The organism is Comamonas sp., assembly GCF_009360615.1.
Classification (GTDB): domain Bacteria; phylum Pseudomonadota; class Gammaproteobacteria; order Burkholderiales; family Burkholderiaceae_C; genus Comamonas.
Map to the genome: position 1 here is coordinate 36,488 of NZ_SPEY01000030.1, position 24,537 is coordinate 61,024.

18 protein-coding genes, 1 tRNA gene and 1 pseudogene are annotated in these 24,537 nt (G+C 61.1%); 10 read left to right on the plus strand and 10 right to left on the minus strand.

The window, feature by feature from the left end; translation table 11 throughout:
- The first annotated feature begins 44 nt into the window (after positions 1–44).
- Together E2583_RS10975 and E2583_RS10980 are read left to right on the plus strand one after the other, a co-directional pair.
- Positions 45–1,514 (plus strand): GGDEF domain-containing protein, encoded by a 1,470-nt coding sequence (locus tag E2583_RS10975; protein WP_291595702.1) that lies wholly within the window; start codon positions 45–47, stop codon positions 1,512–1,514.
- A gap of 152 nt (positions 1,515–1,666) precedes the next feature.
- A complete protein-coding gene (locus E2583_RS10980; RefSeq protein ID WP_291595703.1) occupies positions 1,667–1,951 on the plus strand; it encodes an MliC family protein in 285 nt (94 codons plus the stop codon).
- 147 nt (positions 1,952–2,098) lie between these two features.
- Here the strand turns inward: E2583_RS10980 and E2583_RS10985 are convergent, their stop codons facing one another.
- Positions 2,099–2,989: a LysR family transcriptional regulator gene (locus E2583_RS10985; protein WP_291595704.1), complete on the minus strand. Its 891-nt coding sequence runs from the start codon at positions 2,987–2,989 to the stop codon at positions 2,099–2,101.
- A 168-nt stretch (positions 2,990–3,157) separates the two neighbouring features.
- Here E2583_RS10985 and E2583_RS10990 point away from each other — a divergent pair, with 168 nt between their 5' ends.
- The 5 genes from E2583_RS10990 (at position 3,158) to E2583_RS11010 (ending at position 8,552) form a co-directional block, all read left to right on the plus strand.
- Positions 3,158–4,156 carry a tripartite tricarboxylate transporter substrate binding protein gene (locus E2583_RS10990; protein WP_291595705.1) on the plus strand — a complete coding sequence of 333 codons (999 nt, stop codon included), beginning with the start codon at positions 3,158–3,160 and terminating at the stop codon, positions 4,154–4,156.
- 78 nt (positions 4,157–4,234) lie between these two features.
- Positions 4,235–5,518 (plus strand): hypothetical protein, encoded by a 1,284-nt coding sequence (locus E2583_RS10995; RefSeq protein ID WP_291595706.1) that lies wholly within the window; start codon positions 4,235–4,237, stop codon positions 5,516–5,518.
- Positions 5,519–5,851: 333 nt separating this feature from the next.
- Entirely contained in the window at positions 5,852–7,207 is a 1,356-nt protein-coding gene (gene chrA, locus E2583_RS11000) for a chromate efflux transporter (protein WP_291595707.1), read from the plus strand.
- A gap of 149 nt (positions 7,208–7,356) precedes the next feature.
- On the plus strand, positions 7,357–7,974 hold the full coding sequence (locus E2583_RS11005; RefSeq protein WP_291595708.1) for a YdeI family protein: 618 nt from the start codon (positions 7,357–7,359) through the stop codon (positions 7,972–7,974).
- 233 nt (positions 7,975–8,207) lie between these two features.
- Positions 8,208–8,552, plus strand: coding sequence for a DUF4148 domain-containing protein (locus E2583_RS11010; protein WP_291595709.1), 345 nt, complete (start codon positions 8,208–8,210; stop codon positions 8,550–8,552).
- Between the two features lie 282 nt (positions 8,553–8,834).
- Here the strand turns inward: E2583_RS11010 and E2583_RS11015 are convergent.
- Together E2583_RS11015 and E2583_RS11020 are read right to left on the minus strand one after the other, a co-directional pair.
- Positions 8,835–9,205 (minus strand): annotated as a pseudogene (locus E2583_RS11015) (DUF3455 domain-containing protein); the annotation flags it as partial.
- Positions 9,206–9,326: 121 nt separating this feature from the next.
- Positions 9,327–9,920, minus strand: a complete 594-nt coding sequence (locus E2583_RS11020) for a ferritin-like domain-containing protein (protein WP_291595710.1) — start codon at positions 9,918–9,920, stop codon at positions 9,327–9,329.
- A gap of 236 nt (positions 9,921–10,156) precedes the next feature.
- Here E2583_RS11020 and E2583_RS11025 point away from each other — a divergent pair, with 236 nt between their 5' ends.
- From E2583_RS11025 to E2583_RS11035, 3 genes are all read left to right on the plus strand, one after another.
- Positions 10,157–10,732, plus strand: a complete 576-nt coding sequence (locus E2583_RS11025; protein ID WP_291595711.1) for a sigma-70 family RNA polymerase sigma factor — start codon at positions 10,157–10,159, stop codon at positions 10,730–10,732.
- Between the two features lie 18 nt (positions 10,733–10,750).
- Positions 10,751–11,554 (plus strand): anti-sigma factor, encoded by an 804-nt coding sequence (locus E2583_RS11030; protein WP_291595712.1) that lies wholly within the window; start codon positions 10,751–10,753, stop codon positions 11,552–11,554.
- Between the two features lie 1,300 nt (positions 11,555–12,854).
- On the plus strand, positions 12,855–13,358 hold the full coding sequence (locus tag E2583_RS11035) for a macro domain-containing protein (protein ID WP_291595713.1): 504 nt from the start codon (positions 12,855–12,857) through the stop codon (positions 13,356–13,358).
- A 343-nt stretch (positions 13,359–13,701) separates the two neighbouring features.
- On the opposite strand, the gene E2583_RS11040 is transcribed toward E2583_RS11035, so the two are convergent.
- The 7 genes from E2583_RS11040 to E2583_RS11070 form a co-directional block, all read right to left on the minus strand.
- Positions 13,702–14,556 carry an AlpA family phage regulatory protein gene (locus E2583_RS11040; protein ID WP_291595714.1) on the minus strand — a complete coding sequence of 285 codons (855 nt, stop codon included), beginning with the start codon at positions 14,554–14,556 and terminating at the stop codon, positions 13,702–13,704.
- A 972-nt stretch (positions 14,557–15,528) separates the two neighbouring features.
- On the minus strand, positions 15,529–16,929 hold the full coding sequence (locus tag E2583_RS11045) for an efflux transporter outer membrane subunit (protein WP_291595715.1): 1,401 nt from the start codon (positions 16,927–16,929) through the stop codon (positions 15,529–15,531).
- 46 nt (positions 16,930–16,975) lie between these two features.
- The gene (locus tag E2583_RS11050) at positions 16,976–20,161 is read right to left on the minus strand and encodes a CusA/CzcA family heavy metal efflux RND transporter (RefSeq protein WP_291595716.1); all 3,186 of its coding nucleotides are present in this window, start codon (positions 20,159–20,161) and stop codon (positions 16,976–16,978) included.
- A 28-nt stretch (positions 20,162–20,189) separates the two neighbouring features.
- Positions 20,190–21,413 carry an efflux RND transporter periplasmic adaptor subunit gene (locus E2583_RS11055; RefSeq protein ID WP_291595717.1) on the minus strand — a complete coding sequence of 408 codons (1,224 nt, stop codon included), beginning with the start codon at positions 21,411–21,413 and terminating at the stop codon, positions 20,190–20,192.
- Positions 21,414–21,528: 115 nt separating this feature from the next.
- Positions 21,529–23,007: a sensor histidine kinase gene (locus E2583_RS11060; protein WP_291595718.1), complete on the minus strand. Its 1,479-nt coding sequence runs from the start codon at positions 23,005–23,007 to the stop codon at positions 21,529–21,531.
- On the minus strand, positions 23,004–23,669 hold the full coding sequence (locus tag E2583_RS11065; protein ID WP_291595719.1) for a response regulator transcription factor: 666 nt from the start codon (positions 23,667–23,669) through the stop codon (positions 23,004–23,006). Before E2583_RS11065 ends, E2583_RS11060 begins: the two co-directional genes overlap by 4 nt.
- Before the next feature lie 667 nt (positions 23,670–24,336).
- A tRNA-Arg gene (locus E2583_RS11070) sits at positions 24,337–24,411 on the minus strand.
- Positions 24,412–24,537: the final 126 nt, after the last annotated feature.

Genomic DNA, 24,537 nt, shown 5'->3' on the forward strand with positions numbered 1-24,537 from the left:
CAGGCCTGTCGTCTCGGTAATAATCGTTGGCGGAGGTATCGTTTGTGAAAAATTCGCTCGCAGAAGGTCTGGATTTCGAAGATATGTTCAACCTGGCCCCGGTATCGCTCTGGATGGAGGATTACAGCGGTCTCAAACAGATCTTCGATCGATGGCGAGCGCAGGGGGTGAGCGATCTGCTCAGCTTTCTCAGGGAGGATCCGGAACGGCTCAGGCTTTGCAGCCAATCCTACAAGGTGCTGCGGGTCAACCAGTACACGCTGGATCTCTTCAAGGCCGCCGATGAGGAAACCCTGAAGAGCCGCCTTCACGACGTCTTTCGTGGCGACATGCTGGACAGCATCGTGAACGAACTGGTCGCCCTCTGGCAGGGGGCGCTCTCCTTCGAGACCCGTTCGGTCAACTATGCCCTGGATGGCAGGCGGCTCGATGTGCAGGTGAGGGCGCGCGTCTTGCCGGGCTACGAGCAAAGCTGGAGCAGGGTGCTGGTCTCTCTGGAAGATGTGACGGCCGAGGTGCAGGGAACGGCCCAGCTGCAGCGCAGCGAACAATATGCCAGAGACCTGTTCGAGTACTCTCCGGTGTCGCTGTGGGTTGAGGATTTCAGCGTGGTCAAGCGCCTGATGGACGAGGTGCGGGCGCGCGGGATCACCGATTTCAGGACCTTTCTGAAAGTGCACCCGGAGTTCGTCACGCGCTGCATGCAGGAAATCCAGGTCCTGGATGTCAATCGCCAGACGCTGCAGATGTTCGGGGCCGAGAGCAAGCAGCAACTGCTGCAGAACCTGTCCAGGGTTTTCCGGGGCGAAATGTATGACTCGTTTGCCGAGCAGCTGATTGACCTCTGGGATGGCAAGCTTGTGCAGCAGCGGGAAGTGGTGAACTACGGACTGGCCGGCGATGTGCTGCACATTCACATGGAGTTCGCCATCATGAGCAGCCATGCGGAGAAATGGGGCTTGGTGCTGCTCTCGCTGGTGGATATCACCGCCCGCAAGAAGGCCGAGGCGTATCTTGAGTATCTGGGCAAGCATGATGTGCTGACCCAGCTGCGCAACCGTGCTTTCTATACCGAAGAACTGAACCGGCTGTCGCGCAAGGGCCCCTGGCCCTTGTCCATGATCGCCATCGATATGAACGGCCTCAAGGTCGTCAACGACGAGCATGGCCATACGGCAGGCGATGCCATGCTCAGGCGCATGGGGGAGGTGCTGCTCAAGGCGGTCGACGCGCCGGCTTGCGCCGCACGCATTGGCGGCGACGAGTTTGTCGTGCTCTTGCCGGGAACCGATGAGCGCGGTGCCGTGGCATTGCAGGAGCGTATCCTGTCCTTGCTGGAGTTGAACAATCAGTTCTATCCGGGGCACGTTATTCAGGTCTCTATGGGCCATGCCTGCGGCCAGGAGGGCACGTCGATAGAGAGCATTGTCCAGGGGGCCGACAAGGCGATGTATGCTGAAAAAGCACGCCAATACCGGGCCAAGGAGCGCGACCGGCGCGTGAGCCCCGCCTGAGATCAGGTCCGCGTGCGGGCAAATGGCGAGCTGTCGTCGCCCGGACCGTCTTGCGAGCCCTGTAAGAGCGGGCGGCACGGCTGCCACAGCCTTGCTTTGACACTGAAATGCCAAGGGAGCAATCTATGACGATGAGAGTCTCCGGATCCGCCTTGCTGATCGCAATGGCTGTCGGTGCCTGCAGTTCGGCGACGCCTGCGGATGCAGATCGTGAAGTGGCCTTCACCTGTGCCAATGGCGATTCGGTTGCGGTGCGCTTTTCACCGGGCAACCGCAAGGCAGTCCTGATTCGAGGCGGTCAAGGCGTGGAGTTGTCGCAGCAACCGAGCGGCTCCGGGTTTGTCTACAGCAATGGGCCCAATACCATTCGAGGCAAAGGACAGGACCTGACGGTGGAGGTCGGCCGCATGGTGCCGATTCAATGCAAGTCCCGTTGAGTCCCGCCTGGCATGTCACCGTTCGTCATGGCATCCAGGCCACTGTGTCCGGGCGCGGGCACAGACCTCTGAATCCCATTCGGAGCCGGCCACCTCGGATACAGCGGGCGGTACGGGTGGGAGGCCTTTTTCGCGAATCCGGGCGGCTTATGCTTCCAGCTGCCTGTGCAGCGCCTCGATAAAGCACTGCGTGCGCTCCGAAGGGGCTGAATGGCCCGGCAGTGCCAGCACCACTTCCACGGAGCATTCGGGCAGAAAGGGCTTGATGCAGAGGGCTGAGGCAAACGTTGCCGCAACATAGGGGTTCACGACTCCCAGGCCCGTGCCCTGCGCAGCGAGGCAGCAAATGGTGGATGAGTAGGTGGTTTCGACGGTTGCCCCGGGATGGACGTCATGCTCCAGCATGGTTCGCTGCAGTTGCAGGTAGATGTTGTCGTCGGAGTTCAACGTCAGCAGCAGCTGGCTCTCCAGGTCTTTGACATGCAGGCTGCTGCGCACAGCCAGCGGATGCTCTGGATGCATGACGCACACAGCCCGGGTCTGGTGCAGCACGCTTGCGTTGAGTTCGGGCGAACCAATGGCCATGGTGCTGACAACCAGGTCAAACCGGCCGTGCAGCAGTCCTTCCCGCAGGTGCGTGGTGCCCAGCGTCTGCAGGCTGATGTGGGTACCCGGGTAGCGGTGCAGAAAGTGGTGAAGCGCCGCAGGGACGATCGACAAGCCCAGCGCCGGAGTGCAGCCTATGCGCAAGGTGCCTGCACCGAATTGCCGCAGCCCCTGGAGGTCGCGCTCGATGCGCTCCAGGCCGACGAAGTGTTGCTGAACGGTCGAGAACAGCTCCCGTGCCTCTGCAGTCGCGCGCAGTCTTCCCTTGTGCATATCAAACAGCTTCAGGCCCGCGCCTGTCTGCATCTGTGCCAGCAGGCGGCTGATGGACGGCTGCGTGGTGTGCAGCAACTGGGCCGCAGCGGTCGTGGTGCCGGTTTGCATCACCGCACGAAAGGCTTCGATCTCTTTAAAACTCAAAGGGCGTGGCATGGCGCAGGCAATTCAACGTCGATCGGCAAGGGTATACCAACTGCGTATAGGCAGGTTTGAAAAATGAATTTTTCCGATTAGGAGCGGCTTCCTACACTGGCTTCCAACGAATCCATCTGTGCGCTTTCAGGCATCGAGAGCGCACCAATCAATCCAAGGAGTCATTCGATGGTTTGCATCAGCGCTCGTCGCTCTCTGTGTCTGGGTGTGCTGGCTGCCGCAACGCTGGCCGGCATCGGATCTGCCCGGGCGGAAGGCAGCCTTGTCTATCCCAATCCTGCACGTCAGATTCGCATCATCGTTCCGTTCACTGCGGGTGGCAGCTCGGACGTTCAGGCACGCATGCTCGCCGACAGGCTGGGTCGCCTGTGGAATCAGCCTGTGGTGGTGGAAAACAAGCCCGGGGCGGGTGGCCATCTGGGAGGGAAATATGTGTCGGATCAGCCTGCAGACGGCTATACGCTGATGGTGGGGTCCATCGGTCTGCATGCCGCTTACGCGGTCTACAAAAAGCTGCCTTACGACCCCGCCAAGGAGTTGCGTGTTGTCACCGTGCTGGCGGAGATGCCGCACGTGGTGGTTGCAACGCCCCAACTGCCTGTCAGGAATCTGCAGGAGCTGACCACGCTTGCCAAGCAGGCGCCAGGGAGCATCCATTTCGGCTCTGCTGGCGTGGGCTCCTCGGTTCACATGATGGGTGAGCTGTACAAGCTGCAGTCCGGAGCGCCCATTGTCCATGTCCCTTACCGTGGCAGCTCTGCCGCGCTCAACGATCTGCTGGGCGGCCAGATCCAGCTGATGTTCGAGAATCCTCCCACAGTGCTGGCGCACGTCAAGGGCGGCAAGCTCAAGGCGCTGGCGGTGACCGGCCAGGAACGTCTGGCGGCACTGCCGGATGTGCCGACGGCCGGCGAGGCTGGAATGAAGGACTATGTGGCGACATCATGGACCACGGTCGCCGTGTCTTCGAAGGTGCCCCAGTCCGTGGTGCAGAAGCTCAGCGAAGACATCCGCAAGGTGGTCAATACGCCTGAGTTCCGCAAGGGGCTGCAGGAGCAGGGAATGAGTGCCGTGGCCAATACCCTGCCGGAAGCGCAGAGTTTCGTGGCCCGGGAAAAGCAACGCTGGGACCAGGTGATCGCTGCCGGAAATATCTCTGCGAACTGATCAGAGCCGTGTCTTTTTGCACGACCGCTACGTTTTCCAGTCGCAGCCCGTCGCTGCGATGCCTATGTCCGACATCCCATGACTATTTCCTCTGACTCTTCTTTTGTTCCCTGCCGGCGCGTTGGCGACGGCGCGCTGCATCACTTCTTCGGTTATTACAACAAGTCCAGCTGGGACAGGAGCGACAGCCTGCTGGCTGCCCAGCAGATACCCTGGATGGACATCTATCTGACCCCGCAGGTCAAGGCCACGATTGGCTATTTCGACACCCGGGATGGTGACCGCTTTCACGCGGTGGGCGAAACCGGTGCCTGGAATTTCCAGATGGGCAGCCAGCTGCAGTGGCTGGACGGTGCCTCGGGCCGCAAGCTGATCTACAACGATCGCACAGGCGATATGTCCGCCCGTTACCCGGGCTTTGGCGCCGTGGTGGTGGATGTGGATACGCACGAGCGCCGCATTCTGCCCATGCCCGTCTATGTGGTGGCGCCCAGCAGCGCGTGGGCCCTGTCGGTCAACTACCGGCGTCTGTACATCACGCACGAGACCATCGGTTACAGCGAACCGGGCCAGCCGTTCGAACTGCCTCTGGCTCCTGCCGACGACGGCATCTGGCGCATGGAGCTGGGGACAGGGGATGCCCGGTTGCTGGTCAGCTATGCGCAACTCAAGGCATTCCATCCTGTGTCCTCGATGGACAAAGCCATCCACTGGGTAAGCCATATCGAAGTCAATCCGGCTTCTTCACGCATACTTTTCCTGCACCGCTGGACGGAGCGTGTGAAAGATGAGACCTGCTTTCTGCACCGTCTGATCACCATGAATCCGGACGGATCGGAGATGCGCTTGCTGGAGTGCTCCGATCATCCGCTGCCGCAGCTGGCTGACGACTTCGATCCCGGTGCCGTGGGGACGTTCGACTATGAAAAATCAGAGTATCAGATCTCTCACCCCCTGTGGCAGGACAACGAGCACATCATTGTCTGGGGGCCGCATGCCGGCGAGATCCACTACCATCTCTATCACGATGTCGAAGGAGGCCGGGTGAGAGTGATCGGACGCGATGTGCTGGTGGAAAACGGCCATATGACCTTCTCGCCGGTGAATACCCGCTGGATGCTGAGCGATACCTATCCGGACGACAGGACCCACGAGCGTTTCCTGTTCTTGTTCGATATGCAGACGGGCAAGCGCCACAATCTGGGCAGCTTCTATGCTTCTCCGGAATTGAGCAAGGAAAACCGCTGTGACCTGCACCCGCGCTGGAGTCGTGATGGAAGGCAGGTCTGCATTGACTCGGTCCATGAGAGCCAGCGCCAGATGTATGTACTGGATGTCTCGTCGATTGTGGATGCGGTCTGAGGATTGACGTCAGCTCCACCGGCCATGTGGCTTCAGCAGTGCGCTGTTGCAGGGTAGTGACAATCCCGGTGCACCGTGCCCTAGGCTGCGCGAGGTATCCGGGGCGAAAAAGCCCTGGGTGTCGAGGGCCGAAATGCCTTGGTTGAGGGGGTGCGGCAGGTGCACCGGGATGCCGTTTGCTGCAGCGGCGATCGGAGAGCTCAGAACTTGTCCCCGGGGTGTGCGAGAGCGCGGCCGACTAGGCTAGAATTTCCGCATCGGGAATGCAGCCTCCCGTCCCGCAAGGGTAGACGGTGTCCCGTCCAAGAGCTGGATATTCTCTATGGAGTTTCTATGGACACCGCATTGCCCAGGCCCACCGATCCGGTTGCGCCGGTCTCTCTTTCGCTGTCGCAGGCGCTGCGTTTCTGGTTGAAGCTGGGCTTCATCAGCTTTGGCGGCCCAGCAGGTCAGATCGCACTCATGCATGAGGAGCTGGTGGATCGGCGCCGATGGATCTCTGAGAAGCGATTTCTCCACGCCCTCAACTACTGCATGCTGCTGCCAGGGCCTGAAGCCCAGCAGCTTGCCACCTATCTGGGGTGGTTGCTGCATCGGACATGGGGCGGCATTCTGGCCGGGGTTCTTTTTGTTCTGCCATCGCTGTTCATCATCATGGCCCTGGCCTGGCTTTATCTGGCCCATGGCGATATGCCGCTCATTGCGGGCTTCTTCTATGGCATCAAGCCGGCAGTGACGGCGCTGGTGGCTCAGGCCGCCTACCGGCTGGGCTCCAGATCGCTCAAGAGCCGCTGGCATTGGGGCATTGCGGCTGCGGCCTTCCTGGCCATTTTCACGCTCAATATTCCGTTTCCGCTCATCGTCATGGCGGCTGCCGTGGCCGGTTTCGTCGGGGGTGAATTACGCCCGCAGGCCTTTGGTGCCGCCAGCCATGAAAAAGGCAGTCCGCCTCGCTCAGCCGGGGCCGCACTGGTCGATGATGACACTCCGACTCCGCCGCATGCGCTGTTTTCCTGGCGGGGATTCTGGAGGGTGTCGCTGGTTTGCCTGACGTTGTGGGCCAGCGTGATGGGCGTGCTCGCCATGGCGTTTGGTCTGGAGTCACCTCTGGTACAGATGGGGTGGTTCTTCACCAAGGCCGCGCTGATGACCTTTGGTGGTGCGTATGCGGTGCTGCCCTATGTCTACCAGGGTGCGGTGGAGAGCTTCCATTGGTTGACTGCAACACAGATGATCGACGGCCTTGCTCTGGGAGAGACGACTCCTGGTCCTCTCATCATGGTGGTGTCCTTTGTGGCCTTTGTAGGCGGCTGGACCCGGGCGATCTTCGGCGCGGATTCGCTGCTGCTCGCCGGAGTCGTCGCTGCAGTGATCGCGACCTTCTTCACTTTTCTGCCCTCCTTCTTCTTCATCCTGCTGGGCGGTCCCTTCATCGAGTCCACCCACGGCAAACTGAAGTTCACTGCGCCATTGGTCGGCATCACCTCGGCGGTCGTGGGTGTCATCCTGAATCTGGCGGTCTTCTTTGCCTACCACGTCATCTGGCCCCAAGGCTTTGCAGGACATGTGGAGTGGCCATCGATTGCCATTGGGCTGGCTGCAGGCATCGCATTGCTCCGCTTCAAGATCAATGTCATCTACGTCATTGCCGCGGCGGGGATGACGGGGCTGCTTGTGCAACTGTGGTGACAGGCCCCCGGGTTTCAAGGCGACATGGGGCGTGGAGGGACGGCCACCGGCCCGGAGCCCTGGTTACACTGGTTCATCCATGCCATCAGCCAGGCTCTGGTTTCTTTGTCACGAGCCGGGCTGGTGCTTTCGTCGCGAAGGTCCAGGTGATGCCTGCTGCCAACTCCGTCATTCCGCTCGAACCGGCACCGATCCTGTTCAAGAGCCCGCAAGCCTTTGAGGCCTGGCTGAAGAAGAATCACGCCACTTCCGGGGGGCTCTGGCTCAAGATCGCCAAGCGAGGAGCCCATGCTCCCAGTGTCACCTACCCCGAGGCGGTGGAGATTGCGCTGTGCTGGGGCTGGATCGATGGACAGAAGAAAAGTCTTGACGACCAGCACTATCTTCAGCGCTTCACGCCGCGGCGCGCGCGCAGCGTCTGGTCAAAGATCAATGTCGAGAAGGTCCAGGCACTCATCGATGCGGGCCGCATGCAGGCTGCGGGTCACGCCCAGGTGGAGGCCGCCAAGGCGGACGGGCGCTGGGCACGGGCCTACGATGGCGCACGTACGTCAACGGTTCCCCAAGACCTGCAGGCGGCACTGGAGGCCGAGCCCGCGGCCATGGCCTTTTTCGCTTCCATCAATGCCTCCAGTCGCTACGCGATACTCTGGCGCATCCAGACGGCCGCGAAAGCCGAGACACGGGCCCGGCGCATCGCTCAGCTGGTGGAGATGCTGGCTCGCGGTCAGACCATCCACCTCTTCAAACCCCGTGCCAAGGCTTGACTGCTGCGCATGCACACATGGCTTTTGACAAGAAGTTGTCCGCGCTCCCGAGGCTGCCGGATCTCTTGGCGGGAGGCGCATGGCCCGCGCTCCGGGGCACTCGGCAGATCTGACAAGAATGTCATCGTGCTGTCCTGATTTTGATGGGGTCCGATCTCTAGCATCAACACAACTTCTCCTCAGCTTGAACCCGGCCGAGGAGTGGTGTTTCCTAGACCTTTCCGGAGCCCTATATGTCTCAACAGCGAATTTCAATCTACTCTGCACTGGCCACCGTGGCCGCAGCCATCACACTTGCTCTTCCGGCTACTGCTTCCGCAGCCTACGAGCATCCCGCGAACAACGAGCAAGGCGTGACCGTTCATCCAGATCACTTTGTGAGTCAGAAAACCAGGGCTCAGGTCAAGGCGGAGACCGAAGCGGCCATCAAGCAGGGTGGACTGTCGTTTGGTGAAAGCAGTTTCCCGAGAGAGAGTCCCCGCAGCGGGTCCAGCAAAACCCGCGAGCAAGTGATTCAGGAATTGCGTGACGAGTCTCCTTCGCAGCGGGAAGCGCGTCTCCGGGCCATCTCGGGCTAGAGAGTACGGGTACCGGTTTCCAGCGTGGCGGTCGGGGTCGATCAAACTGACTCGGCAGCTTGGCCAGCCAGGAAAGCGAAGTTCCAGCCAGAATGCAGGGCATGCGGATCTGCGTACTTCTCCAGCCTGGCTTCCCGCTACGGGATGGCGTGAGCCGGCGCTGCTGACCCGAATCGGCCTGCGGGTCTCCGTGAAAATGGCATGCAGTCGGGAATGTCAGCGCCCTGTCCCGAGAGCAGTGCGGCGTCCCTGACTCGGACAGGGACGCCGCTGGATTCTCGGTCAGGCTGCTTTCCAGAAAATGTGGTCTGCCCGGTATTGCACGATCTGCCTGCGGCCTAGGTTCACGGCTGCGCAGGCCATGGGTGCGGCGCCTCCCCTGGTGGCCACGCGCTGGATATAGGTCACGCCCTGCAGGGCTTCCATGCCGGAGGTCGGATGGGCCTGGACCGGTTGCAGCGGGATATTGCCCGCTCCGGCAGGAGCCACGGCAAGCGGCGTGGCCGTGACCCGGGAGCCATCGCGGTTCTCCCCGGTCGCAGGCGGCCCCCGTACTTGCCGATGACCGTCCCGCTTCGAGTTTGAGGTTTGGCGTCAGGACCGGCAAACCCCCATACACGCTCGGCGTCCATCGCTTTCTTGGCCCGGCATTCAGGGGGTGATCTGCCCGACAGGCCGGCGAAAGTGTGTGCCGGTGACGCGTCATGAAAGATTCGTCAACCGGCCGAAATAGCTCACGGGGCAGACTTGCCCGATAGCAGGGAGCGTCGCTGCTCAGCCGCCGAACGACAGGGCATTGCCCGGCAGTGGGCGTCCCAGTGCCGATATCAATGCGGTGTAGTGCATGGTCTCATCGGCGGCCAGACGTCCTGCAACCTTGGCCAGGTCGCGGCTTTCAAAGGCTGGAATGACGCCCAGGTAGGCATTGGTCGCGCCCAGCTCCAGTCTTGCGGCCAGAGCCAGCACATCGGCCTGGGTTTTGAGGGTCGCAGCCTTGAGGGAGTCGGCATAGGCCTGCATCGAGGCTTCGGCCACCGGTTTGCCGCCCATTTTCTGGATGGTGGCAATCAGTGCGTCGCGGTGAGCCTTGTGATGGCTCTGGAAGAGCAGGGCCACGTCCAGCACGGGCTTTTGCAACAGGCCGCTGCCGGCTCCCAGCTGGTAGGCGTTGATGGCTTCATGCTCCAGCCCAAGAGCCACATTGAGGATGGATACATCCTTGGAAGGATCGTTGGCCATGCCCTGTGCCAGAGACTCGTTGCCTGCCAGCATGGCGACCGCCACGGCTGACAAGGTGCCGGTAGTGCCCAGAAATCCGCGACGCGAGGCCATGGCAGAGGAATGACCTTCAAACAGATGGATGCTCATGATGACTCCTAGTTGACTGTGGGGTTGTGTCGACCAATTTCGAGGCCCGACGTTGGTAATACGCGGCCCCCGACGCGCTGGATTCAAGTTTCTGCAAATTTTTTTCACCCGTTCGTGCGTTTTCCACATCCAGCAGCCGAGATGCTGCGTATAGGGGAATACCAGGGACTGCAACATGCCTTGGCAGTTATCCAACAGCACCGCATGAACGAGATCCTTCTGATCACAATGGCTGCATGAGCGCCAATACACCGGACAACGAACTGATGGACTTGATCGACCGTGTAGCAACCCGGGATGAGGTTGCTCTCAAGCTTCTGTACGAGCAGACCGCCTCGCGGCTGTATGGACTGGCCCTGCGCATCCTCTGCAACAGGGAGTGGGCAGAGGACGTACTGCAAGAGAGCTTTCTGGGAATCTGGCGCAGTGCCGGCTCTTACCGCGATTCACTCAGCCCGCCGCTGGCCTGGATGGGCATGCTCGTGCGCAGCCGGGCCCTGGATTTTTTGCGCAGGCGCAAGGCCGAGCGCTTGCATCTCAACGTCCCGATCGAGGATTTTGAAGAGTGGCCTCAGGACCAGGACACGCAAGGGCCCATGCAGCTCGTGGAGGCCAGTGAACAGGCCGTGGCCCTGCACCAATGCCTGCAGAAGCTGGAGCAGCCCCAGCGCCAGCTGGTGAGCCTGGCCTATCTGAAGGATTTGAGCCATGGCGAGTTGGCCAACAGCCTTCAGCTGCCGTTGGGGACCGTCAAGACATGGATGCGCCGCAGCCTGGAACAGCTGCGCAAGTGCATGGCTCGCCATGTCTGAGCGCCAGGAGTCGACATCATGAACCTGAACCGAAACCCCGAATTGCTGGATCGCCTCGCTGCCTCCTATTCGCTGGGCACTTTGCACGGCGGTGCGCGCCGACGCTTCGAGCAACTGGCCCGAGAATATCCCCAGGTCCGTGCGGCGGCGTTGCTCTGGCAAGGCCGCTGGTCGGCCTTTTCCGAGGTGCAGGTGCCGGTACAGCCCGATGCCGTGGTCTGGACCCGCATCGCCAACCTGGTTGACGCCGACAAGGCCGATACTCGAATCGCACAGCAGCGCGAAGCAGCCGTACCGAGGTCCTCCGTCAGGGCACTTGCATGGTGGCGTGGCTTGGCCCTGGCTGGCGGTATGGCTGCCGTGGCAGCTGTCTCGGTGGGGCTTTGGTCGCACCAAGGTCTCAGGGAGGCTTCACAGCAGCAGCTGTCTGCGCTGCAAACGCAACTCCAGCTGGCGCAGGCTGCGTTGCAGGCGACTCCCCAGATTCGATACGTGGCAGTGCTTGCAGACGGCCAGGCCGATGCCTCCATGCTGGTGACCTTTGATCCCCGGCACAATCAGCTGGTGCTGCAGCGCGTGAGCGGCTTCAAGGAAGCGGAGAACAAGTCTCTGCAATTGTGGGCCTTGCCCCAGCAGGGTGCGCCACGGTCCTTGGGGGTCATGGGCGATGGCAGGCTCGAACAGCTCACGGCGCAGGAGAATGACATGACAGCAATTCCTGCGCTGGCCATCAGCCTGGAGCCCAAAGGCGGCGTGCCCAGTTCAATGGGGCCGACGGGGCCGGTCCTGTTCAAGGGCGCACTCATTCGCCGGGATCTTTGACTCTGTTCTGGGTGCGTGCTGCGACGCACCATGCAGGAGCGGCTTGCAAGTAATCCGGGGCAAGGGCCGCCGCTTTTTCCCATTGCCCTGCTGACGGCCCCTCGGCTCGAACCGATGCATGCGCCGAGTCGCCGTGTGCCGAAGATCCGCCATCCCGAGTTCCTCGTTCACATCGCCGCTTTCTGCCTCCTTCCCACGCTGCCCCGGGCGGAGGAGCGGTAACGACGATTGAGGTGGCGGCAGCCGGGCTGCCTTCCGTGCCAAGCGCTTCATGCCAATCTCGCGGAGGCGGCGAGAGCCCGGCGAGTCGGCTTGGTCCGTGGGGCCAGGGCAGGTTCTTTGACTTTCACGGCCGCTTCCAGAGGGCGCTGGAGGATGGGGTGAAGGCGCTGGATCGACAGGTACGGGTGATCGCCCAGCCAGCGCTGCTGCATGGCGGTCGAGATGGTCTGCCGCCGCCGCGTCTTGGTCTGTGGGTCGCCATGCGAGCAGTCAGGCGATTGACTCCTCTGCCGACTTGCCGGTATCGACCGGTCCCTGTGCGGGCGGTCGCTCTGGCGTTGTTGCGGCCTTAGCAACCGCCTCGGGGCAGGTCATTCCGGCGTCGTACGAAATGGTTCGCGCGGAGGGGGCTGAAGCCGAAGGTCGGGCAGAAATCAATCGCTGACGGCTGACCTGCATGGGAATCGGTTCAGGTTCTGGAGAACACGGCACGGTCGGGTCATGAATCTCCATGACAGTCTTGGGAGAATGTCTTCAAGCGTTGTCGGCGGTGTGCTGGATGAAAAGCCTTCAATCTATCTTCTTGGTTTCCAGGTTCTCTCGCTATCGGGGAGGAGGCGTGCATATTGGGAAATATGGCCGGAGCGAGCCTTGATTGGTATCCCTAGGGAAAGAAGTGGCTCACCTTTCTCATTCTCGGCATCAGTACCTGGTTCGCAGTGCAAACGGATCGGCACCGTCGCGGAAGCTCCGATTGTGGTGGCTGGTATGGGTCGTCCACACGCTTTTATTTTCGGTCCTGCATGATCCCGATGGCGGGTCTGACAGCGCCAAGGCACAGGGGGGTCTGCCATTTGGGGAAAATCTCCTGTATTCATATTTTTTGATTGGGTGATGATTTAAATCAAAGAATACAGGTAAGAGTTATTTTATCAGGGCACTATTATTTTGATTCTAAGGCTGTTTACGATTATTTCATCGAATATCCTGTGGTTCCTTGGTTATCTGTGAATTTTCATTCGCATATATGCAATAGTGAATGCGGATTCGTATTCTTTCACCGACCAAGGAGTAATTGATGATCAAAGAGGTTAGCGGCGATATTCTTTTGAGCAACGCAGATTTGCTGGGGCACGGTATCTCTGCGTTTGACCCCTTCGACAGCGGGCTGGCTCTGGCCTTGCGTGAGCGCTGGCCTTCTCTGGTGAAGGACTACCGTCATGACACCCGCAACAAGTCCATTGTTCCCGGAGACGTCTGGGGCTGGACAGGTGTGCAGGAAGGTGGCGGCATGCGCAAGATCATCAATCTGGTCACGCAAAATACGATGGGGCAAGGGCCGGGTGCCAAGCCCGGCAAGGCGAGCGTGGAGAACGTCCGCCGCGCGCTGCAGAACCTGGCGAAATACATCAGGGAAGAGAAGATCCGCAGCGTTGCGTTGCCCCGGCTGGCAACCGGTGTGGGTGGCCTGGAATGGGACGCAGTGCAGCCTCTGATCTCTCAGTACCTTGGTGAGTCCGGTATTCCGGTGATCGTGTATTCGACGTACCGCAAGGGGGAGAAGGCCGACGAGGGTCTCTGACCGTTGAGGATGGAGAGCCGTGAGCCGCTGAATGCAAAGGCAGCTTTTCAGCGGCCTTGTTTGAGCCCCCGCCTTGCGGGGCGATTGCCCGCTCGTGTCCGTTACGACGCCATCTCCGGGATTCGTCAGGGGACGGGTCAAGTCGGTTGGCGTACCAGGACGCTTCTCAAGGCCGTATGCCGGCCCGTTACCGAATGCTGCCGGGCGATGTGGTCCGATTGCACCTGCTGACTACTGCCTCGGTGCGTCGCCATGCCGCCTGCGGAAAATCCGGCGCTGCAGGCTGGCATTTGCCCGTGAGGCTGCATGTGCCTGGGGAGGGCTGAGCGAGCCAGCTACTTTTTCAGAGGAATCGGTGGAGGAGCAGGCGCTCGGAGGGGGAGGCCATGCTGTGCGGATACCACTCCGAAATGGTCATTGCTGCGTGCGCATGGGCCAATCGCCAGAGGTCCTTCGAGGTACAGCCGGGCCGGTCAGGCAACTGGATATGTCGGTCTGCGGCCCTGACCGCAAACCAGAGCCCTCCGCCCAGGGGCGGCTTGTGCAGTGCAGGCGAAGTAATCAGGACCACCCTTTTGTTCGTCGCACGTGCAAAGCCGATCTCAACCAAGGTGTCATGGGTTTCGAGGTCTTCGAGATAGGCAACGAGGACATCGGCGCGCGATATGCCTTGAAGAGCGGCGCGGTATGCCGCATCCTGGTCCTTGTCGGACGAGCATGAGGTGACGCCATGCATAAACCTGCCGTGGATGCCCTGGGCTTTCCAAGGACCCGAATACATGAATCTTGTACGCGTCTCGTGAAAGACCATTTCCTGGGGTGGAGCGATCAGCGCATCGGCTCCCGGGCTTTGGATGGCCGGATTGCCCAGGGCAAGAGATAGTGAAACGTCGAAAATTGGCCGGCAAGACCAGTCGCTGCCTGGTATTCGCCCGTCTGCAGGCTCTCCCATTCTGCCCGCCATATAGACGACAGGGAGTGCAGGATGCTTCTGGCGAGCGGTCTGGCTGGCCTGCAGCCAGTCTTCGATGTCTGCCTCGAACCAGCCAATGCTTCTGTTGCTCATGGGGGCAGGATGCGGAAACCTGTCCTGTCGCAAAAGCTTGTACAGCTTCGATTTGGAAAGCGCTGTCCGTGCCAGAACCTCGTCCATGGAAATGACATTCTTGGTGGGGCGTAACGTGCTTTTCCTGGACATGTGGTCTCTCTGGTTCGGCCGTCGGGGGCATGAATCACAGTTGATCGATGCAATAAATATTGGTTTTCGATAGCTGCAATCAATCTGAGAGACTCTAACATTGCCATGAGATACGAACGATTTCTATTTCTGGTGTTGTTGCTTGTTCATTGCCCATCTGCGACGCTCTTGCGATACAGCACGCTTGGAGGAGCGCGAATTGCAACCCGGTCTGCCGAGCACGCGTCCTGCCTGCCCGCATTGATTGACAGAGGGGGGAGTGCAGGCTCCTGGTGGTGAGCGCCACGCGACGCAATGGAAAGAAAGCACGACTCGGCCGTCGGCCGCAGCCAGCAGCTTGCCGCCTCTCATTCATCGTTTGCAGAGACCGCTGCTAAAGAGCTTGCCCCGGCCCTTGGGGGGAGCGAACTGTCGACCACCGCGCCATGACATTCATCGGGGTTTAGATGCGGACGGGTGCACAACGGCGGGTTTGGGCGGAGCTGCAGACAGTGCGCCTCCCTATCCGGCACTTGGGGCGGCGGATATTCTCTGTCCTGCCGTCAGGGTTGAAGTCTGCAATCCTTGGTGGCTGTTTCTACCTTTTCGGTTTAGCCGGACGACCGGAGCATGATGCCCTGACAGTTGCAGGGGCTCGCCTTTCACATGCATACAGGCCAGATCGATAGGCTGGGCAATGGCTGGCAGGCTGCCGCATCGTCAACGTCCGGCAACGGGTGAAAAGAGCGACGGGGCTGTGCGGAGCTTCGCCAGCGACTGCATGCAAGCCACCCCGGGAAAAATGGATGAAGACCATGTCCCATGCACTGGCGAGCCGGGCCGGTGCTCGTCGCAGTCCCTGCGATCGCTATCCGCCATCCGCCATCGCTCCGATGCGCAAGCTGGCTTGTGCGCTGTTTGGATCTGGACATCCCAGAAGCCTGTGCCCCACCTCCACAACTACTGCATTGATCACGCGACGCGACAGCGATCTCAGTTTGCACTTGCACTTGCATCTGTGCGGAGCACGCCTCCACCTAGTGACTGATACAGCGCCACTACATCTCCATAGAGACTGCCTTGTGCGGCCACGCGGGCGGCTTGCGCCTGCAGCCAGGATTGCTTCGCAGCCAGGGATGTGGGCATGCTGGCATAGCCGGCTTTGAGCTGAGAGTCGCTCAGTTTCCAGGTCGTATAACTGGCTTCCTCGCTGTCGCGGCTCATGCGCAGCGCGCGAGCATCTGCATCCACGGCATACAGGGCGTTGGCCACGTCCTGAAACGCCGAAAGCACAGTGCTCTGATAGCTGGCGGCAGAAGCCTGCAGCTCGGCCTCCGCTGCCTGTTGACGGGCCCGCAACGTACCACCATTGAACAAGGGTGCCAGCAGGTTGGCACCCAGAGCCCAGGTCACATTGCCAGCCGAGAACATGCGCGCAAACGTGGTGGCGCCGCCGCCATAGGCCGCCGAGATGCTCAGCTGCGGCAGCCGCGCAGCGGTGGCTACTCCTACGGCTGCGCTGGCCTGTTGCACCTGGGTCTCTGCAGCGCGGATATCAGGACGCTGGTCCACCAGTTGTGACGGCACGACCTGAGGCAGCAAGGGGAGCTGGTATCCGGACAAGGGCAGCAGGGCTGGAGCCTGGTCAGGCGTGCGTGCCATGAGCGTGGCCACGAGGTTGCGGGTCTGCTCCAGAGACTTTTGCAGAGGCACCAGCTGTTGCTGCAACTGCAGCAACAGGGTTTGCTGAGTGGCGACTTCCAGGCCGCTGGCATAACCGTTGGCCTGCTGCTTGCGCATATGTTGCAACTGCTGCTGGGCCGCTTCCGTGGCCTGTTGGAGCAGGTCGGTCTGCTCCTGCAGCATGGAGGTCTGGATCACTGCCGCCACCAGATTGGCTGCCAGACTCAGTCTGGCAGCCTGCAGCTGCAGGCGCTGGCTTTCCTCGGCGGCCTGCAGCCCTTCGACCTGGCGGCGGTTGCTGCCGAACAGGTCAGGGGCGTAGGAGACGCTGAGCTGGGCCGTATGATAGGTGTACAGCGATTCGCCATTGTTCAGGGGCGGCGAGAGAGACTGGCCCGTGTTCTGACGTGTGGGGTTGTAGCCCAGCTGAGCCGAGGGTAGGAAATAGCCCCGCTGAGCCACCACGTTCTGATGTGCTGCGCGCAAAGTGGCCTGGGCGGCTTCGATGGAGGGGCTTTTATCCAAGGCCTCTTGCACGATGGAGTCCAGCTCTGCGCTGCCAAAAGCCTGCCACCACTGGTGGCCGATGCCGCCAGTGGTACTCACAGGCAGCGCTGTCGCCACGGGGGTGCGCGTCAGCGACTGCGGCTTCTGCACCTCGGGGCGTACATAGTCCGGGCCCACGGCGCAGCCGGCCAGCAAGACTGCCAAGCAGATTGCCAGGGTGACTGCGCGCCATTCTGGGTATGTAGCGGTGTTACGCACGTTTGCCTCCCAGCCCTTCGCGGCGTGTATTGGGTTTCATGCGGCGCAGCACCACCAGGCGCAGTGCCGGGACCACCAGCAGCAGGAATACCGGGCCGATCAGCATGCCGCCCACCACCACGGTGGCCAGGGGACGCTGCACCTCGCTGCCGATGCTGTGAGAGATGGCTGCGGGTAGCAGGCCGATGCAGGCCGACAGAGCCGTCATCAACAGCGGACGCATGCGACTGCGGTAGGCTTCGCCTACGGCGCGTGTGGGCTCGTGTCCCATGGCACGCAAGTCCTTGTAGACGCTGAGAATCAGAATCCCGTCCATGACGGACACGCCCAGCAGGGAGATGAAACCGATGATGGCGGAGACGCTGAGCACCTGACCCGAGACATACAGGGCCAGAATGCCGCCAATCACCGTGAATGGCACTGAGGCCAGCGTCAGCAGGCAGTAGGTGAAGTTGTTGAACAACGCATAGAGCAATGCAAAGACCAGGCAGAAAGCCACCGGAATCGCGATCATCATGCGGGCCTTGGCCTGCTGAAGCGCTTCAAACTCCCCGGCATAGATGATGCGGTAGCCCTGAGGCAGTTGCACCTCCTGGGCAATGCGGCGCTGGACTTCGCTGACCGTGCTGCCCAGATCTCGTCCCCGGGCGGAGAACTTGATGGGGATGTAGCGCTCGTTGCTTTCACGGTAGATATAGGTCGCCCCCGTGTCCAGCGTGATCGTGGCAATGTCCGACAGCGGCACATACGAGGTCCCGCCCGATGCGGTGGTGTAGCCCACGCGCAGATTGCGCACGCTCTCTGGGGAGGCACGGCTGGTCTCCGCGAAGCGAACCGTCAGGCCGAACTGTTTTTCGCCTTCCAGTACCGTGGTGGCCTGGGTGCCTGCCAGCGCCGTCTGGATGGTGCTGGCGACATCGCCGGTGTTGAGGCCATAGCGTGCCGCTTTCTGACGGTCGATCTGGATGTTCATGTTGGGCTGGCCCAGCACATGGAATACGCCGAGATCGGCCACACCGTCGATATGCCCCATGACGTCGTAGACATGGTCGGCAATTTTTTCCAGCGTGGGTAGGTCGGGGCCGATGATCTTGACGGAGTTGGCCCCTTTCACACCGGAAAGGCCTTCTTGCACATTGTCCTGAATGTATTGAGAAAAGTTGAAACTCACCCCGGGGAACTCCGTGGCGAAACGGTTTTGCAGCTCGTTGACCAGACGCGTCTTGGTCATGCCGGGGCGCCATTTCTCAAAGGGCTGAAGCGGGGCAAACAGCTCCACGTTGTTGAAGCCCGAAGCGTCCGATCCGTCGTCCGGTCGGCCGTGCTGCGACACCACGGTGATGACCTCCGGATACTCGTTGATGATCTGGCGCATACGGTCGGTACGCGAGCGTCCCGACTCCAGCGAGATGGTGGGTGGCATGGAGGCCCGAATCCACAAATTGCCTTCTTCCAGCGCAGGCAGAAATTCGCTGCCCAGCTGCGTGGCCATGAGCGCGCCGCCAGCCAGTGCAGCGACACCCAGCATGACCACCAGGCGAGCGTTCCTGAGCGTCCAGCTCAGGGCCGGCTCATAGATGCGATGGATGGCGTGAACGACAAAGGTTTCCTTCTCCTCGATCTTGGCGGGAAGCAGATAGCTGGCCAGCACCGGCGTGATGGTGAACGTGGCAATCAGCGCGCCGGCCAGCGCATAGCCATAGGTTCTGGCCATGGGGCCGAAGATCTGGCCTTCCACGCCCTGCATGGCAAACAGCGGCGTGAACGCGGCAATCGTGATGCAGGTCGAGAACAGCACTGAGCTGTCGACCTGGGTGGCACTCAAATAGATCATGCGCAACCGAGAGGTCCAGCCATCCCCGGGCTGGGTGCGCGCACCGTCGGGGCCCTTGGACATGGCCTTGAGCAGTGAGGCCCGGATGGGGGCCGGCCTCTGGAAATTGCGGAAGATGTTCTCCACCAGAATCACGGCCGCATCCACGATGATGCCGAAGTCCACCGCGCCCAGCGACAGCAGATTGGCGGACTCGCCCGTCAGCACCAGCATCATGATGCTGAAGAACAATGCGAAGGGAATGTTGATGCTGACGATGACGGCGCTGCGCAGATCGCCCAGAAATATCCATTGGATGAGGAAGACCAGCAGACAGCCGAAGATCAGGTTATGCAGCACGGTATGCGTCGTCACGCCCACCAGCACGGCGCGGTCGTAGTAGGGCTCGAGCTTGACGCCGGCGGGCAGGCTTCCGTCGGCGTTGATCTTCTGCACCGCAGCCTTTACCTTGTCGATCACATCGCTGGTGTGCAAGGTGCGGTTCATGATGACCACGCCAGTCACCACATCGTTCTGGTTGTCGCGGCCTGCCTCGCCCAAGCGCGGTATCGTGCCTTCCCGGATGCTGGCCACATCCTTGATCTGAATGGGCATGCCGTTTTTCTGGCCCACGACGATATTGGCAATATCGTCCAGGTTGTTGACCAGACCCAGGCCGCGAATGTTCACCGACTGGTCGCCCACGCTGATGGCGCGCCCGCCTACGTTGAGGTTGGCATTGCCTATGGAATCCAGCAGGTTCTTGAGTGTGATGCCATAGGCCTCAAGCCGCTTGGGGTCGGCATCGACATGGTATTCCTTGGTCGTGCCGCCCCAGGTCACGACTTGCACCACGCCGGGCACGGTCAGCAGCCGTTTTTCGATCACCCAGTTCTGCAGGGTGCGCAGATCGGTCAGGCTGTAGCTTGAAGGCCCCTTGACCTGGTAGCGCAGGATTTCCCCCACCAGGCTGGAAGCCTGGATCTGCGGCTGCACACCGCCGGGCAGGTTCACATTGGCCTGCAGATTGTTGGCCACCTGCGACAGCGCAAAATAATAGTCCGTGCCGTATTTGAAGGTGATGCGCACAAAGGACAGGCCGTAGAACGATGTGGAGCGGATGTTGTCCACATTGGGGGTGGTGGCCAGCCCGATCTCCATCGGACGTGTGTAGTAGCGCTCCATCTCCTCGGCGGACAGGCCGGAGGCTTGGGCCGTGATTTCGAGAATCACGGGCGCAGGGTTGGGGTAGGCCTCCACATTGAGCTTGGAGAAGGCCAGCAGGCCCGCGCCCATGAAGGCCAGCAGGGCCAGCAGCACGATGGGGCGGCGCGAAAGAACAAAGGCCAGCAAAGGTCTGAACACGGCAATACTCCTGATGCAGACGGCAGTCTTACTGCGCACCTGTCTCGTACAGGCTGCTCAGGAACAGCGCGTTTTTGCGGGCGATCAGCTGATCGCTGTGGAGACCTTGCTCGATCTGTACCCAGCCGTCGGCAGTCTTGCCGCGCACTACGACGGCCTTGGTAAACAACGGCCCCTTTGCATCCTTGCCCATGGCCAGCCACACCACGTCATGGCCGTTGCCTTCGCGCACCACGGCCTGGGCGGGCACAGCCAGACTGTCTTCCGCGGCGGCGACGGTGATATTGAAGTCCGCCGTCATCTGCGGGCGCAACACATGGTCGGGATCGGCGACCTCTGCACGCACCACCAAACGGCGGCTTTCGGCATCGACACTGTCGCCGACATAGGAGACCTTGGCGTCAAAACTCCTGCCTGGCCATGCTGCGACATGGACCTGCACCGGCTGGCCCAGCCGGTACTGGCTGAACTCGGACTCGGGAACATTGGCTACCATCCACAGCGAGCGCATGTCGGAAACCACGATCGGGGCAGGGTCGCTACCGGGTTGCACCAGTTGCCCTGGCTGTGTGCTGCGCAAAGTCACGCGGCCGGAGATCGGGCTTTTGACGGCGAATTCGAGGCCGATCTTGCGCTCACGCTCGATGCGGCTGATGTCCGCGTCGCTCAGGTCAAACAGGCGCAGATTCTGGTGGGCTGCGTCATAGGCGGCCTTGGCGCTTTGCTGGTCGGCCTGGGCCTGAAGAAATTCCTTCTGGGGAATGCTGTTGTCCCTGGACAGCGTCTCGGCGCGCTTGAGGGTTTCGTTGGAATTGCGCAAAGTGGCACTGGCACTGATCAGTGCGGAGGCGGCCTGGGCCATCTCCGGGACTGCCACGGTGTAGAGCACCTGGCCCGTCCGGACATCGTCTCCCGCCTTGACCAGCACTTGCGAAACCCGACCCTGATACGGCGAGAGCACCTTGGCGGTGCGATCCTGGTTGAAGTCGATGACGCCGATGGAGTGGCGCACATTGCTGAATTCGTGCGTTTCGGGGTTGCCGATGTCGAAGCTGGCCACCTGGTCGGGCTGAACCCGCACGATGCCCTTGTCCACTTTGCCGGCAATCGTGTCTGCGGGCGCTTCCTCTGCCCGTGCATTGTGGGAGCCGGCATAGATGATGCCACCGACGCAAGCCAGGCAGAGCAGCGCAGCCATTGCGATGATGGTGATGCGCTTTGAGGAGGAGCGGGGGGCGCTTGGGGCGGTCATGAGGGCCATCCTTTGGATCGAACTGCTGGCTGTCAGCGGCCTGCGTTGTAGGCGCGCAGTCCGCAACAGTGCTGCCGAAGTTAAGCCCCATATGCTTTACATCAGCTTTAAATCCTCAGCCGTGCTCTGTATTGCGCGCCTGAACAGCGGGTCGTTCCCGTACCTCGCAAGGCAGCGTGATTTCGAAACAGGCGCCGAGCCCAGCCCTTTCGACCAAGGCAAATCGCCCCCCGAGGCGTTCCACAATGCGCTGGGCAATGGACAGGCCCAGGCCTGAGCCCTCGGGCTGTCCATGATCTCCGCGCCAGAAGGGCAGCATCAGATGGCTGCGCGCATGCTCATCCAGCGGCGGGCCATCGTCCTGAACGTGGACTATCAGCGTGCTGTCGTGATGATGCAGCCGCAGTTTGATCTGCGGGCCGCCATAACGGATGGCGTTGTCCAGCAGGTTGGAAATCACTTCGCCCAGCAGCACCGGTGAGCCATGGAGCATGAATTCCCGCTTTGGGTCAGTATGGTTCTCCAGCTCCAGGCTTTTGCCAGCGGTCAGGGCGAGGCTGCGCCAGCGGGCCGCGGGCTCCAGCATTGCCTCGACTGCCTCGAAAACCTCGGGCTCTGCTGCGGAGTCTTCGGCGACACGGGCAAAGGCCAGCAACTGCTTGACCATGCGCGCCCCGCGTGTGGCCACTTCATCGAGCTGAGCCAGAACCTCGGCATCCATGGGTTGTGTGGGGTCGGACTTCTGAATGCGGCGCATGTCACCGACCAGCAGCCGAATTCCTGCCATGGGGGTCTGCAGCTGGTGGGCTGCATCGGCAATGAAGCGGCGCTGCTCGCTGACCGACGCCTGCAGTCGCTGAAGCAACGAATTGGTGTGTGCCACCAATTCGCGAAGCTCCTGCGGGACTTGCTCGACGGGCAGTGGAGAGAGGTTGTCATCGCCGTGAGCGACGACCAGGGCGCTGAGCTGGCGTGTCGGAGAGAGTGCTCTGCGAATGCTGTAGTAGAACAGCGGAATGATGAAGAAGCCCACAATCAGCGCGGGCAGGAATATGGCGGTGGCAATCTCGTCTTTGACCTGCCGGCGCTTTTCCTTGGACTCCGCCACCACCACCCATACGGCCTCATCGCCGGGAGAGGGCTGAAAGCGCTGAGCCACCACGCGCAGCGGCGTATGGCTGCGCCGGCCCGTATGGTCGAAGAAGATGGCTTGCGGGTCGGTTCGGGCCTCAATTTCGGGAATCTCCAGATGCATGTCGCCCATCAACGTGCGTCCGGTGGCCGTATGAACCGAGTAGTGGCTCAGCGACAGTGAGTCGAACACCAGCGAGTCGGCAGTTTCCTTGCTGGCGGCAAAGCTGGCCACACCGTCATTCCAGCGCAGTTGGGCAGACAGTGCCTGGGCATCGTCTGCCAGCAAGCGGTCGAACGACGTGTTGGTGCTGCGCCCGGCCAGCAGATAGGCTGCACTGGTCGCCAGCAATGCACAGGCTACCCATAGCGAGACCACGGGCAGCATCAGTTGCTTGAGCAGGCTGGGGTTGATCCAGCCGAGAGGGTTGAGGTTGGCGCGGCCTGGCGAGGGCGTGTTCACAGCAGCTCCAGCGCGTAGCCCACGCCACGCAGGGTGACGATGTTGACTCCCGCTGGCGCCAGCTTGCGGCGCAGCTTGAGGATGTAGATCTCCACCGAGTTGGCGCTGAAGTTGCTTTCCCAGCTCGACATCGCCGAGATGATGCGTGCCTTGGGCACGGCGCTGCCAGGCGAAGACATCAAGAGCTCCAGCAGTGCGGCCTCGCGCGGACTCAGCGCCAAGCGCTCCTCCTCGCAGTGCAACTCCTTGGTATCGGTGTTGAAGCGCAAGCGGCCCAGGCTCAGCAAATTGCTGGCATTCCCATTTCGCCTGCGGGTGACGGCGCGCAGGCGCGCCACCAGCTCCTCCGGTTCGAAGGGTTTGGCCAGGTAGTCATCGGCACCGTTGTTCAGACCCTGAACGCGGCTTGTCAGACCATCGTTGGCGGTGAGAATGAGGACGGCCAGGTCTTTGCCCTGACTGCGCCAGCGCGAGAGCACTTCCAGGCCGCTGCGCCGGGGCAATCCCAGATCCAGAACGGCAGCATCGTAGTCCTGCGTGGCCGATGCCGAGAGCGCGTATTCGCCATCCGTGACGACATCCACCTGCCAACCCTCGGCCTGAAGCATGCGGCTGATGCCCAGACGCAGGGCGGGATCGTCTTCTACAACAAGTACACGCATGGTTTTCTTCAATCCAAGAAGTGAAAGTGTTCGACGCCATTTTTGCGCCAAATGTCGCGCTATTGTGTGCCGGCATGGGTATCACCAAGCCGCAGTCCTGCTCAGACCGCCTTCTGGTGCCAATACAGGCGTGCATGGCTGTGGTCACGGCCTGCAGGGTATGCCCAAACACATTTCTCCATGACGCGGATGCCCCGAGCCGCATGTGCCCGCTGTTCTACGGCCCTCTATAGGGGGTTGTGTTGTACGACCGGCCACGGGTCCTTCCTGCATAGCTTGGAAGCGGGTAATTCGAGCCGCGTTGTCGGACTGTTCAGCGGGTTGCCTAAGGGGGGTAACTGAAGATCTGAACTCTACGAATCAGCAGCGTTGTGCAGTCGTAAGCGTAGAGGTGGCAACCGGAGGGGGTTAAGTGAACCTGGCCTGTGGGGGTATCTGGCCCGGATCCTTGGAGGTAGATCGGCACGATCTGGGGGTACATCCTGCAGCGTGCTTTGGGGGCACAAATGAAATGTGCCCCCAATTTTTGAAAGCATGCCCCCAAATGTGCCCCCACATATGCGTGGATGCTATTGGACTCCGGTGGACTTCCGTGGAAAGAAAAAGGCCGTTTTCAGAGGAGAAATAAAAAAGTCCGGAAGCCTTTGGAAGCTTCCGGACTAGAAGATGGTCCCCCCGACAGGAATCGAACCTGTATCTGTCGCTTAGGAGGCGACCGTTCTATCCATTGAACTACGGGGAGGGACGCTGGATTCTACCCGTGTTGCCAGCCTGCGGATTCCAACCGACTTATTTATGCCGGCTCTGTGCGGTTGACTTCGACAGAGACGTGGGAGAGTTCTTCGTGTATCGACAGCAACTGGCGGAT

Bases quoted from the DNA above. Each gene is read 5' to 3' on its own strand.
- E2583_RS10985 (WP_291595704.1), bottom strand. From the start codon at position 2,989: ATGCCACGCCCTTTGAGTTTTAAAGAGATCGAAGCCTTTCGTGCGGTG.
- chrA (WP_291595707.1), top strand. From the start codon at position 5,852: ATGGACACCGCATTGCCCAGGCCCACCGATCCGGTTGCGCCGGTCTCT.
- E2583_RS11030 (WP_291595712.1), top strand. From the start codon at position 10,751: ATGAACCTGAACCGAAACCCCGAATTGCTGGATCGCCTCGCTGCCTCC.
- E2583_RS10990 (WP_291595705.1), top strand. From the start codon at position 3,158: ATGGTTTGCATCAGCGCTCGTCGCTCTCTGTGTCTGGGTGTGCTGGCT.
- E2583_RS11010 (WP_291595709.1), top strand. From the start codon at position 8,208: ATGTCTCAACAGCGAATTTCAATCTACTCTGCACTGGCCACCGTGGCC.
- E2583_RS11065 (WP_291595719.1), bottom strand. From the start codon at position 23,669: ATGCGTGTACTTGTTGTAGAAGACGATCCCGCCCTGCGTCTGGGCATC.
- E2583_RS11020 (WP_291595710.1), bottom strand. From the start codon at position 9,920: ATGAGCATCCATCTGTTTGAAGGTCATTCCTCTGCCATGGCCTCGCGT.
- E2583_RS11035 (WP_291595713.1), top strand. From the start codon at position 12,855: ATGATCAAAGAGGTTAGCGGCGATATTCTTTTGAGCAACGCAGATTTG.
- E2583_RS11025 (WP_291595711.1), top strand. From the start codon at position 10,157: ATGAGCGCCAATACACCGGACAACGAACTGATGGACTTGATCGACCGT.
- E2583_RS11040 (WP_291595714.1), bottom strand. From the start codon at position 14,556: ATGTCCAGGAAAAGCACGTTACGCCCCACCAAGAATGTCATTTCCATG.
- E2583_RS11055 (WP_291595717.1), bottom strand. From the start codon at position 21,413: ATGACCGCCCCAAGCGCCCCCCGCTCCTCCTCAAAGCGCATCACCATC.
- E2583_RS10995 (WP_291595706.1), top strand. From the start codon at position 4,235: ATGACTATTTCCTCTGACTCTTCTTTTGTTCCCTGCCGGCGCGTTGGC.
- E2583_RS11005 (WP_291595708.1), top strand. From the start codon at position 7,357: ATGCCTGCTGCCAACTCCGTCATTCCGCTCGAACCGGCACCGATCCTG.